Genomic DNA, 13,833 nt, shown 5'->3' on the forward strand with positions numbered 1-13,833 from the left:
CCCCTGCGGACCCCGGACGCGCGGCGTATAGGGCCGGGGCGGTGGCGGGTCAAGGGGCATCCGGCGGGCCGGGAGGTCAGCGCAGGCGCGGCGTTCCGTCGGCCGAGAGGTGGTCGGCGGCAAAGGCGCAGAGCCGGTCGAGATCGGCCCTGCGATAGGCGGCGCGGGCGGGGCCGGCGTTGTCGAAGGTGGCGGTGGCAACCACGGTCAGCACAAGCTTGCCGCCAAGGCCGCCGCGATAGTCGCGCAGCGCCTGTGCAAGGCCATAGCCTGTGACGCCGGCGGCCGCCAGTTCGGCGTGCCAGGCCGCGACGAGCGCATCCTCGGACTGCCGCCGCGCATCGGGCGGCAGCGAGGCGGCCAGGAAATAGGCGAGGTCGGTGGCGCCCGCGCCCCAGCCGGCCATCTGCCAGTCGAGCCAGAGCGCCGCCCCGTCGCGCGTGAAGAGCACGTTTTCCAGATGCGCGTCGCGGTGGACGAGGGTGGCGGGCGCGGGCGACGGGGTGGCGCCCGCCGCCAGCCGGTCGCCAAGCGCCACGAGCGGCGGCGGCAGGCTGGGGTTCGCGGTGCGGAAGCCCGGCCAGAGGGCGGCAAAGCCGAAGTCCCGCGCCAGGTCCGCCGGTGGCAGCGCGGCGGGCGCGGGGGCATTCCACCAGCGGGCATGGATGCGGGCAAGGGCGCGCACCGCGGCATCGGCCCGGACGACGGGGCAACCCGCGACCAGCGGCAGGGCCGCATGGTCGGAAAGGTCGGGCAGGATCAGCACGCTGCCCCCCGCCCCGTCGACGGCCGCGAAGAGCGCCCCGGCCACGCCGGGCGTATCGGCGGCAAGGCGGGCGTAGAACGCGACCTCGCGCGCGTTGGCGGCGGCGAGGTGCCTGCGCAGGTCGGGGCGGGCGGGGGCAAGCTTGGCCACAAGGGTTTCCGGGGCGCCCGGCCCCGAGAGATGCAGGCGCAGGAGCAAGCCGCCCGAAAATGCCCGGTCGTGGCTCAGGGGTTCGGTCCGCACCGCAGTGACCGGGCGGGCGAGCGCGGCGGAGAGCCAGCCGGGCGTCAGATCGGCCGGGCCGCAGGGCAGCCCGTCAGCCACCATCGCGGCCCCGCGCCGCCCAGAGGTCGGGGCGGCGTTCGCGGGTCAGCGCCTCGGCCTGGTCGCGCCGCCAGCGGGCGATGTCGGCGTGATGGCCGGACAGCAGGACCTCGGGGATCGGCAGGCCCTGCCAGACCGCAGGGCGGGTGAACTGCGGGTGTTCCAGAAGGCCGTGGGAAAAGCTTTCCTCTTCGGTCGAGGCGGCGTTGCCGAGAACACCCGGGATCAGCCGGATCGTGGCGTCGAGCATCGCCTGTGCCGCGATCTCGCCCCCCGTCAGGACGAAATCGCCGAGGCTGACCTCTTCCACCCCGTGATGATCGAGGACACGCTGGTCCACCCCCTCGAACCGGCCGCAGAGCAGGGTGATCCCCTGCCCTGCCGCCCAGCGGCGGGCGGTGTCCTGGGTGAAGGGGCGGCCGCGCGGTGACAGGTAGACAACCGGCCACAGCGCGCGTTCGGCGGGCGTGCCGCGCGCCGCCTCGGCCAGGGCACGGTCGACCACATCGGCGCGCAGCACCATGCCGGCGCCGCCGCCCGCGGGGGAATCGTCAACGTTGCGGTGCCGGCCCTCGCCGAAGGGGCGCAGGTCGATCGGGGTCAGCCGCCAGAGCCCGGCATCCATCGCCTTGCCGGTCAGGCTGAGGCCGAGCGTGCCGGGGAACGCATCGGGAAACAGGGTGATGACGCGCGCCTCCCATGCGCCATGCACCTGGGGCGGCCCCATGAGGTCGCGCGGTGTGACCGAGGGGCGGATCGTCAGGCGGCCGTGGGACCGGCGGGGGGCGGGCGGATCGTCGGGTTCGGACATGCCCGGTCATTAGCCCGGGCGGCCCGGCGCGGGAAGTCCCCTTCAGGCACTGCCGACGCTGCGGCGTCCCATCCGGGTGAACTCGCGGGAGTCCTCGGGGGCGTGGGCGTCGATGCGGTCGGACAGTTCGATGATCAGGGCGGCAACCTCGGGATCGCCGCAGGCTTCGGCGGCGGCCACGCGCAGTTCGGGCGCGGGAAAATCGCCCCAGGCGCCAGGCATGTTGTCGGCCAGCGGCAGGGCGCGTTCGGCGTAGAGGCGCAGCAGCTCGGCATCGTGGCCGGCGGCCTGGAACGCGTCGGTCAGCATCGTCAGGCCGTCCCAGGCGCGGGCGGTATCGGGGTCGGTGGCCCAGAGGATGAACCCGCGGCGGGTGGCGCGATGCGCGCCGGGCGCGTCGCGCAGGGCGGCGGACAGCGCGCGCCAGCGGCGCGGGGCGTCGCCGCGCGACAGGATGTCGGCAGCGCCCGCGCGGGCGGTTTCGTCGGGTGTGTCGTCGGGCAGCAGCAGCAGGGGTTCGATCGCCATTGCGGCATCCTCGTCATCGGGCGGGGTGGCAGTGCGGATCCGGGCGATGGCCTGATCGAGCAGGGCATCCATCTCGGCCGCCTTCGCCGGATCCCAGGTGAGCCGCGCCAGTGGCACGGCGAGGAAGGACAGCGCCAGCGGCAGCAACGCGGGCATGCCGGGCAGGTGCCCGGCAACGCCGCCGATGCCGCGCCCGATGCCGAACATCAGCGCGACAAGCGCGACGAGGATGGCAATGCGGACGGCGGCCGCGCCGAGCTGTGCCGGTTCCGCCCAGCGGGCGGGGTCGCGCGGCCAGTCGGCCGGGCGCATCACCGCCTGCCACAGCAGGAACACCGCCGCGAAGGCGGGAAGAACCCCCCAGCCCTGCCCTGCGAGCCCCGCCAGCAGCGGCCCCGCATAGAGCATGAACGTCAGGATCTTCAGAAGAAGCAGGCGGTTCATGTTGGTCTGTCCCCAGTCGGCTGCCGCGAGCGACGGTGCATCCTAGCCCCGGTTGGCGGCGAAAATACGGCGGCGTTCATTCCGATTCTTCGGGCGGATCGGCGACGATGCGACCCGCTGCCAGATCGACCGTCGGCACCGCCGCGCGGGTGAAGGGCAGCAGGATCGACCGGCCGCCCGGGGCGGCGATTTCCAGCATGTCGCCCGCGCCATGGTTGTGGACCGCCGTGACCCGGCCAAGCGCCGCACCGCCGGTGTCCTGCACGGCAAGACCGATCAGGTCGGCATGATAGAATTCGTCATCGGGCAGGCGCGGCAGGCGCGACCGATCCACCCAGAGCGTGACGCCGCGCAGCGCGTCGGCCTCTTCCCTGGTGCGCACGCCCGACAGGCGCGCGCCCAGCCCCCCGGCGACCGGCCGGGTCAGCCGGACCGTGTAGGATCGCGTGCCGTCCTCGACGAACAGCGCGCCATAGCCCGCGATCGCCTCGGGCTCGGCACAGAAGGATTTCAGGCGCACCTCACCGGCGACGCCGAAGGCGCCCGCAATGGCGCCGACGCAGATGCGGTCAGGGTTCGCCATGGTCATCCCTTGCGGCGGCGGGCGCCCGCGAGGGCGCCCGCACGGAACCCGGTCACTCGGCCGCGGGTTCGGCGGCGCGGGCCGCCTTTTTCGCGGCGCGTTCCGCCATCGCCTTGCCCGGCACGGCGGACTTGGGGTTGCTGCGGGTCTTCTTTTCCACCACGCCGGCCGCTTCCAGCATGCGGGCGATGCGGTCGGTGGGCTGGGCGCCCTGCGACAGCCAGTGCTTCACGCGATCGAGATCCATCTTCACGCGGTTCTCGTTGTCCTTGGCGAGCATCGGATCGTAGGTGCCCAGTTTCTCGATGAAGCGGCCATCGCGCGGCATGCGGCTGTCGGTGGCGACGATGGAATAGTGCGGGCGCTTCTTCGAGCCGCCGCGTGCAAGACGGATTTTCATGGCCATGGGTATTCTCCTTTGATGGCTTTGGGTGGGCAAATGCCCGTCAGCGTTGCAGTTTCTCGTGATGCCTGATCACTTCACCAATGATGAAGGTCAGGAATTTCCTGGCGAATTCCGGGTCGAGGTCGGCTTCGGCGGAAAGCTGTTCCAGACGCGCGATCTGCTGGGCCTCGCGCGCGGGGTCGGACGGGGGCAGATCATGCGCGGCCTTGAGCCGCCCGACGGCCTGCGTGTGCTTGAACCGCTCTGCCAGCGTGAAGACCAGGATGGCGTCCAGCCGGTCGATCGATTCGCGATGGCCTTTCAGCAGGGCGGCGGCCAGGCCCGCGGTGTTCTGTGCGGCGGTGTCGTTCATGCGGCAGTCTCCGTTCCGGGGGCGTGGCGCCAGACCTCGGCACCGTCCACCATGCCATCGGGACGGGCGCCGAGGCGGCGGGCGAGGGCACGCGACCGGACATTTCCGGGCGCGATGTAGCTGACAAGCCGGGGCAGGCGCATGTCGCGCAGGGCCCAGTCGCGGGCCGCCAGCGCGGCCTCCTGCGCGAAGCCATGCCCCTCGCCCTCTGCGGTGAAGAGGAAGCCGAGTTCGGGTTCGCGGTCGCCCGCTTCGAACCCGACGAGGACAAAGCCGATGGTCCCGCCGCCGTCGCGCCGCTCGACCGCCCAGGGACCGTGGCCGCGCAGCAGCCACAGGCCGACGGTCGCGGCAAATTCGGTGAAGGCGTCATCGCGCGAGAATGGCCCGCAGATATGCGCGGCACGTTCGGTCGTGAAGATCGACAGCCAGGCCGGCAGGTCGTGCAGCCCCGGCGCGCGCAGGCGCAGGCGCGGCGTGTCGATCACCGGCACCCCGGCGGCGAGGGTGGCCGCAAGGTCTGCGGCCGGGCCGGCAAAGGCGATTTCGTGCGGAGCGGTCATGCGATGCCCTGCGGTGCCGGGTGGCGGTAGACAAGGCAGGGCTCGTCGGGCCTGGGATGCGGCGCGGCGGGGTCGGGCCGGGCGCCCAACCGTTCCGCCAGCCGGATCGACCGCGTGTTGGCGGGGTCGATGTAGCTGACCACCGTGGGCCAGCCCAGATCGCGGAAGACGTGGGTGCGCCCGGCTTCTGCGGCCTCGAAGGCCAGGCCCTGCCCCTCGGCGGCGGCATCCCAGACGGTCCAGCCGATCTCGGGTTCCGGCCAGTTCACCGGATGCCAGGGGCCAGTCATGCCAAGGGCGCGGTCTTCGCCATGGCGGCAGAAGATGAAGCTGCCATAGCCGCGCAGCACCCACATGCCGATGACATGGGCAAAGCCGCGCCAGGCCAGCGTTTCGTCGATGTCGGGCGCGCGCACGAAATGCGACCGCTCGGACAGCGCGAAATCGCGGAAATGCGGCCAGTCGGCCGCCACGGGGGCGCGAAGGGTCAGGCGCGGGGTGTTCAGCACCGGGGTTCTGGACAGCGTGATCATGCGGCGGCCTCGGGGTGCAGCCAGACTTCGCAGACTTCGCCCTCGACGGTTCCCATCCGGTCAAACCGGGCGCCCAGACGGGTCGCCAGACGCCGGGAACGCAGGTTGTCCGGGTGGATCATCGACACGAGTTCGCGCATCCCCCAGACGCCCTGCGCATGGGCGCGGGCGGCGGTGGCAGCCTCGAAGGCCAGCCCCTGCCCCTCGAACCCGTCATAGACCTGCCAGCCAAGCTCCAGCGTCGCGGTCCCGTCGGGGTGGCCGATGCCGCAGCGGCCCGCGATCGCGCCGCTGGCGCGGTCCTCGACCGTCCACCAGCCATAGCCGCGCGTGGCCCAGTTGGTGAGGGAGGTGTGCAGATAGCCCGCCGCCTCGGTCTCGGGCACCGGCCCGCCGATGTACCGCGCGCGCGCGGTCGCGTAGAAGGCCGCGACCACGGGCAGGTCATCGGGGCGGGGTGCGCGCAGGGTCAGGCGGGGGGTGATCAGGGTCGGGGCGGTCATGCCAGCCCCCGCAGGTCGTGCTCGATCACCACGTCGCCGGGGTCGATGCCCGGCCGATCGCAGATCCGGCCGCCGAGGCGCAGGCCCAGGGCGATGGAGCGGGTGTTCCGGGGGTCGATGATGTTGACGAGGTGATCCCAGCCAAAGGTGCCGCGCGCCCAGACCATGACGGCGCGGGCGGCCTGCGCCGCAAGACCCCGCCCCTCGGCCTCGGGGGTCACGAACCACCCCAGTTCCGGCTCGGGGTATTCGGCGGCGTGGTAGATGCCCACCTCGCCCGCATAGGCGCCCAGGTGATCGACGCTGAACGGACCATAGCCCATCAGCGGCCACTGGCCGACCTCGGACGCCCAGATGCGCCAGGCCTGCGCGCGGGTCAGCGGGCCACCCTCGAAGATCGAACGGTCGGAGGCGTAGAAGGCCGCGCGATGTTCGAAATCGGCAAGCAACGGGGCGCGCAGGGTCAGCTCGCCTGTGGACAGATGGGGAATCATGCGGATGCCCCCCCGTGGCGATAGACGAGGTCGCCGGCATCCTGCGGCGTCGCCGCCGGGTCCAGCCGCGCGCCCAGCCGTTCGGCGACCGCCGCCGAGGCGCGGTTCTGCGGATCCATGTAGCTGACCAGCGTGGGCAGGCCCTGCGCGAACGCCCAGTCGCGCAGCGCCGCCGCCGCCTCGGTCGCGTAGCCGCGCCCCTCGTGCCCGTCGTAGAGCAGCCAGCCGATCTCGGGCTCGGGGAACAGGGGCCCGTGGCTGATGCCGACCTGCCCCACCGTCTCGCCCCCCGCCTCGATCATCAGCGCGCCGTGGCCGAACAGCGCCCATCCGGCCGCGTCGTGGCAGAAGATGCCCCAGGCCGCGCGGGTGTCGAAGGGACCGCCCATGAAGCCGGCGCGGGCCGTGGCCATGAACGCCGCATAGGCCGGGAAGTCCCCCGGCCGCATGGGGCGCAGCACGAGGCGCGCGGTGGTCAGGGTGGGCGCCATCATGCCGCGCCCCGCGGCAGGTGGCGCCAGACGTCTGCGCCGCTGTCGTCGTCAGGGGTGGGCGCGGCCGTATCGCGGCGCGCGCCCAGCCGTTCCGCCAGCCGCGCCGAGCGGGTGTTGGCGGGGTCGATGTAGCTGACCGCGGTCGTCCAACCCCCGGCACCGAAGACATGCGCCAGCACGGCGCGCGCGCCCTCTTCCGCAAGACCGCGTCCCTCGGCCGCCTCCGTGAAGATCGCCCAGCCGATCTCGCGTTCGGGATAGCCTTCGGGTTGCCAGGCCAGGATCAGGCCGACCGCCGACCCCCCGTCCTTCGGCGCCATGAAGAACGAGCCGAAGCCGCGCAGCGCCCAGTGGCCGACATGGTGGCCGAAATAGCGCCATGCCAGCGCCCGCGGCGTCGGCCCGCCCACGGTTTCCGACCGCGCGGAGGCGAAGAACCCGGCATAGGCGTCGAAATCCGCGAGCCCCGGCGCACGCAGCACCAGCCGGTCCGTTTCCAGAACGGGCGTGCCGGTCAGCGAGGGGACGGCGGCGGCGGTCATTTCTTGCGCATCAGCCCCGAGAGGCCGGCCGGCAGGGTCAGCCCGCGCGGCATGCCGATCTGCGGTCCTGCGCCCATGCCCTGCTTGATGCCGCGCGCGGCCTCTTCCAGTTCGGCGGGCGACATCTTGGACGGGTCGGGCAGGCCCGACTTGCCCATCATCTGCTTCATCATCTGCTTCATGCCGCCGCCCTTGCCCATCTTCTTCATCATGTCGGCCATCTGGCGGTGCTGCTTCAGCAGGCGGTTCACATCGGCCACGTCCTGCCCCGCACCGGCGGCGATGCGCTTCTTGCGGCTGGCCTGCAGCAGGTCGGGATTGGCGCGTTCCTTCTTGGTCATCGACTGGATCAGCGCGATCTGGCGGCGCAGCATGCGGTCGTCGATGCCCGCCTCGGCGGCCTGGGCCTGCAGCTTGCCCATGCCGGGCAGCATGCCCATCAGGCCCTGCATGCCGCCCATCTTGATCATCTGTTCCAGCTGCGCCTTGAGGTCGTTCATGTTGAACAGCCCCTTCTGGAACCGCTTCATCATGCGCTCGGCCTGTTCGGCCTCGAAGGTCTCGCGCGCCTTTTCCACAAGCGCGACGATGTCGCCCATGCCGAGGATCCGTCCCGCCACGCGATCGGCCTCGAAGGTCTCGATCGCGTCCATCTTCTCGCCGAGGCCGACGAAGCGGATGGGTTTTCCGGTGACCGCGCGCATCGACAGCGCCGCGCCGCCGCGTCCGTCGCCATCCATCCGGGTCAGCACCACGCCGGTGATGCCGACCTTGCCGTCGAATTCCGTGGCCACGCGCACGGCGTCCTGCCCGGTCAGCCCGTCGACGACCAGAAGCGTCTCGCGCGGCTGGGCGATGTCGCGCACCGCCTGCACCTCGTCCATCAGGACCTCGTCGATGTGCAGGCGCCCGGCGGTGTCGAGCATCAGCACGTCATAGCCACCCATTGCGGCCTGCGTCTTGGCGCGGCGCGCGATCTGGACAGCGGATTCACCCTTGACGATGGGCAGCGTGTCCACGCCGATCTGGCCGCCGAGGATCTGCAACTGCTCCATCGCCGCAGGGCGGTTGGTATCGAGGCTGGCCATCAGCACGCGCTTGCCGTTCTTGTCGTGCAGGCGCTTTGCAAGCTTAGCGGTCGTCGTGGTCTTGCCCGACCCCTGAAGGCCCACCATCAGCATGCAGGCCGGGGGATTGTCGATCTTCAGCGCATCGGCGGGGCCATCGCCGGCCAGCACGCGCACCAGTTCGTCATGCACGATCTTCACGACCTGCTGGCCGGGTGTGACCGACTTGGTGACCGCCTGGCCGGTCGCCTTGCCCTTGATCGCGCGGATGAAGTCGCGCGCGACAGGCAGGCTGACATCGGCCTCGAGAAGCGCCACACGCACCTCGCGCAGGGCGGTTTCGACATCGGCCTCGGTCAGCGCGCCCTGCCGGGTCAGCCGGTCGAATACGCCGCCCAGGCGTTCGGAAAGGGATTCGAACATCGCGTTCTCCTGTCAGGGACCCCGATATGGGGCCGGGCGGCGGGCGGACCAATGGGCTACGGCGCCTGCGGGCGCAACGCGCTGGCAGACGGCGATCCCGGCATGGGCCAAGGGACCGAAGGCACGGGCCTTCGGGGAACTGCGGGGCGGATAGACCCGCGACGGGGCCGAGTCAACCCCGCCCATCCTCAAACCGGGGCACTACCGGGCGTCAGGCGGTCAGCGCCGCCCATCGGGAAACCAGCTGCGCCTGGAGCCCGCGTGCCCGGCGGGTCCATTCCGGCCCGCCCGGCGGCTGTTCGCGCTGCGATTGCGGCAGGCCATCCCGCCGGGCGACATCGGCCGAGAAGATCGCGAACACCAGGCTGCGGCCGTTCGGCGGCTGGATATAGCCCGCAAGCCCGGACACGAAGTTCAGCGTGCCGGTCTTGGCAAGAACCCGCACCGGATGCCCCTTGATGGTGTTGCCCTTCGCATCGCGCATGCCGTGTTCGCGCAGGATCGACGGCAGGCCGCTGGCGGCCCCGCGCGCCAGGGCGCGCGCCATGTCGATGGCCGATATCCGCGCGGCGCCGCCAAGACCCGAATGATCGACGAACCGCCCACCCGTGGCGTAGCGGCTGCGCGCCCAGTCGGTCATCGCCGAACCCGACGCCCGCAGGCTGCCCGCGCGCGATGCCGTCAGGCCGACCGCCTCGGCCGTGATGTTGGTGGAATAGCGCAGCATGTCACGCAGGATCGGAACGAGACTGTCGCTTTGCACCTGGGCCAGAACGGTTCCGCCGGGAAGGGATGCGGTGACGCGCGGCGCGGGCAGGCGCAGCCCGCGCGCGGCGCAGAGCGTGCGGAACACATCGCCCGCATAAAGTTCGGGGTGGCGCACCGGCAGCCAGCGCGCCCCGCCCTTTCCGAGCGCCGCCGCTGCCACGGTCCAGTCGTCGGTGCCCTGCCCCTTGGCATAGGTGAACAGCGGCGCCTCGCGGTTCACCGCACGCATGGTGGCCATGCCGACCTGCGGGACGAAGCGCTCGCCCCGCGCGTCCATGGTCAGCGCCCAGCCCTGGCCGTTCCGCTTCCATTCGAAATGCACGCGGTTGTAGTTCAGGATCATGCCCGAGAGCGTGGGGTTGTAGCCGACATGCGCAGGCTGGCCGTCGTCGATCCGGTCGACGCGCGGCAGGGCGCCCGCGTGGATCAGGAATCGGCCGGTGACGCCCCTGATGCCGCGCGCGGCCAGTGCCGCGGCCATGTCGCCCAGATGATCGGTGGACAGCGTGGGATCGCCCATGCCCGCCAGCACCAGATCTCCCTGCACCGCCCCCCCGGCCACCGGCCCGGTGGCGATCACGCGGGTTGTCCAGCGGTGTGCGGTTCCCAGACGGTCGATGGCGTAGAGCGAGGTCATCGCCTTGGCGACCGAGGCGGGCGGAAGCTCGCGGTCGGCGTTCAGTCCCTCGATCACGCGGCCGCTGGCCGCGTCGATCACCACGAGGCCGGTCGCCCCGCCAAGTTTTGCCGCCTCGACCAGCCGGCCGAGGTCGGGGCCCGGCGTGGCCGCACGGGCAGGCTCGGCGGCAGGGCGGGGCGTGCCGGGGCGGGGCGGCGGGCGGATCGATCGCGCCGGCGCCTCGGCCAGCACCGGGGCCGCGGCGGCAGACAGGAGGGCCGCGATCAGCCAGCGGCGGGAATGCTGCAAGGGCAATGACATGGACACAGGATAGGGGTTGCGCCCGGGATCAGGCAAGTCCCAAGCGGATCAGCGGCAATAGGGCCCATTGCGGTGGCGCGCGGTGTCGAAATGGAAATGGTCGCTGTGATGGCGGTCGGACCCCGGGCCAAGCGTGGTGCCGAAGATCCCGCAGGCGGCGCGGCGCACCTTCTGCAGCACTTCGCTGCGCCGGTAGTCACCGAGGACGGACAGCGGCTTGCCGTTGGCAAGGGTTATGCCCGCGATGTCGATGGCACGGCCCCGGCCATGCTCGCTGATACGGGCGCCCTTGACGTTGTTGCGCGGACGGCAGGCATAATGTGCGGCGATCTTGAGTTCGGCCACACCGGCACGGCCTGCCGCCGGCTTCAGGCCCGTCGCAACCCATTGCGTCAGGGCGCGGGCGGTATCGCAGTCGAGCGTGGCGGGAGTGGACAGGCGCACGCCATCCACCTGCGTCACGCGCACCGGCTGGGCGATACCGCAGCCCTGCACCCTGGAGGTGATGGGCGCCAGCGCGGCCCCCTGGATGCGCGGATCACCGCAAAGTGCACCCTTCTTCTTGGGCACAGTCAGGGCCTTGCCCGGGTCGATGCGCGGTGCGGCAGCAGCCTGTATCAGGCTTTCGGGCGCAGGGGCCTTGCGGGGCGCTGCGGCGCGGGCCGCCAGATTGCGCGGGCGGGGCGCGGGACGCGGCGAGACAAGGGCGGCAACCGCCGCGGCCGCCGCGGGCATCCGGGGGACGACGACAAAGGCCGCGGGCACAACGGATTCCAGAGGTGCCAGGCCGGACGGGCGTGCATGCGGCCGCGGCATGGCGGGCGCCACGGCGACCGGGGCCGTTGCCACAGCGGGACGCAGCAGCGGGCGCGGCACTGCCATGGCAACGGGCATGAAGACCGGCGCCCTTGCGTTCGACGCCGACAGCGTGACGGCAAGCCCGCGCGTGGCGCCGAGCGCGCGGGCAGGATCCGCGATCGGTTCCGGCGCGGCGGACGGGCCGCTCAGGCGGGGTGCCGCGGCGAGCACCGGCAGGACGGGTTCGGTTGGCGCCGACATGGCCGCGGGACCGGCGCGCGGGCGCATGACCTGGCGGGGGGCAAGGTCGGTGGCGTGCGAGAAAGCCGCAAGGCGCTCGACCGATGCGGGCCGGGCCAGGGGGCGCAACCCTTCGGCCAGCACCGGCGGGGCGAGACAGGACGCAAGGGCAAGGGCCAGCAGGAACCGCATGGGCACGAGGATTAGCGGCCCGTGCCCTGCGGTGCAACCGCGCCGGTGCGCCCGAAATCGGGGGCGGCGGTATCCTGCCCAGCCTCGATGATCCCGCGCCGGATAGCGCGGGTGCGTGTGAAATAGGCATGCAGCGCCTCGCCATCGCCCATGCGGATGGCACGCTGAAGGACGAACAGTTCCTCGGTGAACCGGCCGAGGATGTCCAGCGTCGCCTCGCGGTTCGTCAGGAACACGTCGCGCCACATCACGGGATCGCTGGCGGCGATCCGGGTGAAATCACGAAAGCCGCTGGCCGAATACTTGATCACCTCGGAGTTCGAGACGCGGCGCAGGTGGTCCGCCACGCCGACCATCGTATAGGCAATCAGGTGCGGGGTGTGGCTGACCACGGCCAGCACGAGGTCGTGGTGGGGTGCGTCCATCTCGTCGACGTTCGATCCCATCGCCTCCCACAGGCGGCGCAGGCGCGCGACGGCCTCGGGCGCGGAAAGCTCGGTCGGGGTCAGCAGGCACCACCGGTTCCGGAAGAGTGTCGCAAAGCCGCTGTACGGACCCGAATGTTCGGTTCCGGCAAGCGGATGACCCGGCACGAAGGACACGCCCGGGGGAATGTGCGGGGATACCGCGTCGATCACCGCCTGTTTCACCGACCCGACGTCGGTCACGCAGGCGCCCGGCGCCAGATGCGGCGCGATCTCGGCCGCGATGTCGGCCATGACCCCCACGGGCACCGCCAGCACGACCAGATCGGCACCGGCCACGGCCTCGGACGCGGTGGCGGTGACGCGGTCGCAGAACCCGATCTCGACCGCGGCCGCACGGGTGGCCTCGGTCCGGGCGTAGCCCACGATCTCGCCGGCAAGACCGCCCGCCTTCATCGCATGGGCCATTGAGGACGCGATCAGGCCCAGCCCGATCAGCGCCACGCGGTCATAGATCACGGTCATCGCAGGCCTTTCCACTGTGCCACCGCATGCGCCACGCGGCGGCAGGCGGATTCGTCGCCCACCGTGATGCGCAGGCAAGCGGGCAGCTTGTAGCCCGAGACGCGCCGCACGATCAGGCCCTGCCCGCGCAGATAGTCGTCGCAAGCGCCCGCCTCGGCCTCGGAGGCAAAGCGCGCCAGGACGAAATTGGCCATCGAGGTATCGGAAGGCACGCCCAGTTCGGCCAGTGCGCCAGCCAGCCATTGCCGCATCCGCGCGTTCTCGGCGCGGCAGCGGCTCACCCAGTCCTGATCGCGCACCGCCACCTCGGCCGTGTCGAGCGCGGCATTCGACAGGTTGAACGGGCCGCGCACCCGGTTGAGCACGTCGATGATGTCACGCGGTCCGTAGCCCCAGCCGACGCGCAGCCCGCCGAGACCGTAGATCTTCGAGAAGGTCCGCGTCATGACGACATTGCGGCGGTCGGTCGCCAGACCGGCGCCGCCATCATAGCCTTCCACATATTCCGCATAGGCACCGTCCAGCACCAGGATGGCGCCCGTCGGAATTCCATCCGCCAAGCGTTCCATTTCGCTGTGAGAAATCATCGTGCCGGTTGGATTGTTGGGGTTCGCGATGAACACCAGCCTTGTCCGATCCGAACATGCCGCAAGGATCGCATCGATATCGGTCGTGCGTTCGCGTTCGGGCACCTCGACCGGCGTGGCACCTGCCGCAAGCGCCGAGATGCGGTACATCAGGAACCCGTGCTCGGTGTGGATCACCTCGTCGCCCGGACCGGCGTAGGCCTGGCAGAGGAACGTGATCACCTCATCCGACCCGACGCCACAGATGATCCGGTCCGGTTCGAGCCCGTGAACCTCGCCGATCGCCTGCCGCAGGGCGGCGTGATCGGTTGACGGATAGCGGTGCAGGCCGTGGACGGCACGCGCGAACGCCTCCTTCGCGCGGTCCGACGGACCGAAGGGATTTTCGTTCGAGCTGAGCTTGATCGCATTCGACACCCCGGCCACGTGGCTCGCCCCGCCTTGATAAAGGGCGATCTCGAGAATACCGGGCTGGGGTGTAATGGCTTCGGTCATGCGTCGCTCCCTGTCGCGCCCGCGTCATAC

Annotated in this window: 17 protein-coding genes; all 17 read right to left on the reverse strand. The window is 71.4% G+C overall.

Annotated features, from left to right (window positions below):
- Window positions 1–76: 76 nt before the first annotated feature.
- Window positions 77–1,090 (reverse strand): phosphotransferase, encoded by a 1,014-nt coding sequence (locus KF887_16420; protein QYK40958.1) that lies wholly within the window; start codon window positions 1,088–1,090, stop codon window positions 77–79.
- Complete coding sequence (trmD, locus tag KF887_16425; protein ID QYK40959.1) at window positions 1,083–1,901, reverse strand: tRNA (guanosine(37)-N1)-methyltransferase TrmD; 819 nt, start codon at window positions 1,899–1,901, stop codon at window positions 1,083–1,085. Before trmD ends, KF887_16420 begins: the two co-directional genes overlap by 8 nt.
- Before the next feature lie 42 nt (window positions 1,902–1,943).
- Window positions 1,944–2,873: a hypothetical protein gene (locus KF887_16430; protein ID QYK40960.1), complete on the reverse strand. Its 930-nt coding sequence runs from the start codon at window positions 2,871–2,873 to the stop codon at window positions 1,944–1,946.
- Window positions 2,874–2,949: 76 nt separating this feature from the next.
- Complete coding sequence (gene rimM / locus KF887_16435; GenBank protein QYK40961.1) at window positions 2,950–3,456, reverse strand: 16S rRNA processing protein RimM; 507 nt, start codon at window positions 3,454–3,456, stop codon at window positions 2,950–2,952.
- 52 nt (window positions 3,457–3,508) lie between these two features.
- Entirely contained in the window at window positions 3,509–3,862 is a 354-nt protein-coding gene (gene rpsP / locus KF887_16440; protein ID QYK40962.1) for a 30S ribosomal protein S16, read from the reverse strand.
- Between the two features lie 40 nt (window positions 3,863–3,902).
- Window positions 3,903–4,214 (reverse strand): chorismate mutase, encoded by a 312-nt coding sequence (locus tag KF887_16445; protein ID QYK40963.1) that lies wholly within the window; start codon window positions 4,212–4,214, stop codon window positions 3,903–3,905.
- The gene (locus tag KF887_16450) at window positions 4,211–4,777 is read right to left on the reverse strand and encodes a GNAT family N-acetyltransferase (protein ID QYK40964.1); all 567 of its coding nucleotides are present in this window, start codon (window positions 4,775–4,777) and stop codon (window positions 4,211–4,213) included. Before KF887_16450 ends, KF887_16445 begins: the two co-directional genes overlap by 4 nt.
- Entirely contained in the window at window positions 4,774–5,310 is a 537-nt protein-coding gene (locus KF887_16455) for a GNAT family N-acetyltransferase (GenBank protein QYK40965.1), read from the reverse strand. Before KF887_16455 ends, KF887_16450 begins: the two co-directional genes overlap by 4 nt.
- A complete protein-coding gene (locus KF887_16460) occupies window positions 5,307–5,813 on the reverse strand; it encodes a GNAT family N-acetyltransferase (protein ID QYK40966.1) in 507 nt (168 codons plus the stop codon). The genes KF887_16455 and KF887_16460 overlap by 4 nt, the downstream gene beginning before the upstream one ends.
- Window positions 5,810–6,307, reverse strand: a complete 498-nt coding sequence (locus KF887_16465) for a GNAT family N-acetyltransferase (GenBank protein ID QYK40967.1) — start codon at window positions 6,305–6,307, stop codon at window positions 5,810–5,812. The genes KF887_16460 and KF887_16465 overlap by 4 nt, the downstream gene beginning before the upstream one ends.
- Window positions 6,304–6,801 carry a GNAT family N-acetyltransferase gene (locus KF887_16470; GenBank protein QYK40968.1) on the reverse strand — a complete coding sequence of 166 codons (498 nt, stop codon included), beginning with the start codon at window positions 6,799–6,801 and terminating at the stop codon, window positions 6,304–6,306. The genes KF887_16465 and KF887_16470 overlap by 4 nt, the downstream gene beginning before the upstream one ends.
- Window positions 6,798–7,343: a GNAT family N-acetyltransferase gene (locus KF887_16475; protein ID QYK40969.1), complete on the reverse strand. Its 546-nt coding sequence runs from the start codon at window positions 7,341–7,343 to the stop codon at window positions 6,798–6,800. The genes KF887_16470 and KF887_16475 overlap by 4 nt, the downstream gene beginning before the upstream one ends.
- On the reverse strand, window positions 7,340–8,833 hold the full coding sequence (gene ffh / locus KF887_16480; protein QYK40970.1) for a signal recognition particle protein: 1,494 nt from the start codon (window positions 8,831–8,833) through the stop codon (window positions 7,340–7,342). Before ffh ends, KF887_16475 begins: the two co-directional genes overlap by 4 nt.
- Before the next feature lie 211 nt (window positions 8,834–9,044).
- Window positions 9,045–10,529: a D-alanyl-D-alanine carboxypeptidase/D-alanyl-D-alanine-endopeptidase gene (gene dacB / locus KF887_16485; GenBank protein ID QYK43621.1), complete on the reverse strand. Its 1,485-nt coding sequence runs from the start codon at window positions 10,527–10,529 to the stop codon at window positions 9,045–9,047.
- A 60-nt stretch (window positions 10,530–10,589) separates the two neighbouring features.
- Window positions 10,590–11,771, reverse strand: coding sequence for an extensin family protein (locus KF887_16490; GenBank protein QYK40971.1), 1,182 nt, complete (start codon window positions 11,769–11,771; stop codon window positions 10,590–10,592).
- Window positions 11,772–11,782: 11 nt separating this feature from the next.
- Window positions 11,783–12,721: a prephenate/arogenate dehydrogenase family protein gene (locus tag KF887_16495; protein ID QYK40972.1), complete on the reverse strand. Its 939-nt coding sequence runs from the start codon at window positions 12,719–12,721 to the stop codon at window positions 11,783–11,785.
- Window positions 12,718–13,803 carry a histidinol-phosphate transaminase gene (locus KF887_16500; protein ID QYK40973.1) on the reverse strand — a complete coding sequence of 362 codons (1,086 nt, stop codon included), beginning with the start codon at window positions 13,801–13,803 and terminating at the stop codon, window positions 12,718–12,720. Before KF887_16500 ends, KF887_16495 begins: the two co-directional genes overlap by 4 nt.
- Between the last annotated feature and the right edge of the window lie 30 nt (window positions 13,804–13,833).

It is taken from the genome of Paracoccaceae bacterium (assembly GCA_019454225.1).
GTDB lineage: Bacteria > Pseudomonadota > Alphaproteobacteria > Rhodobacterales > Rhodobacteraceae.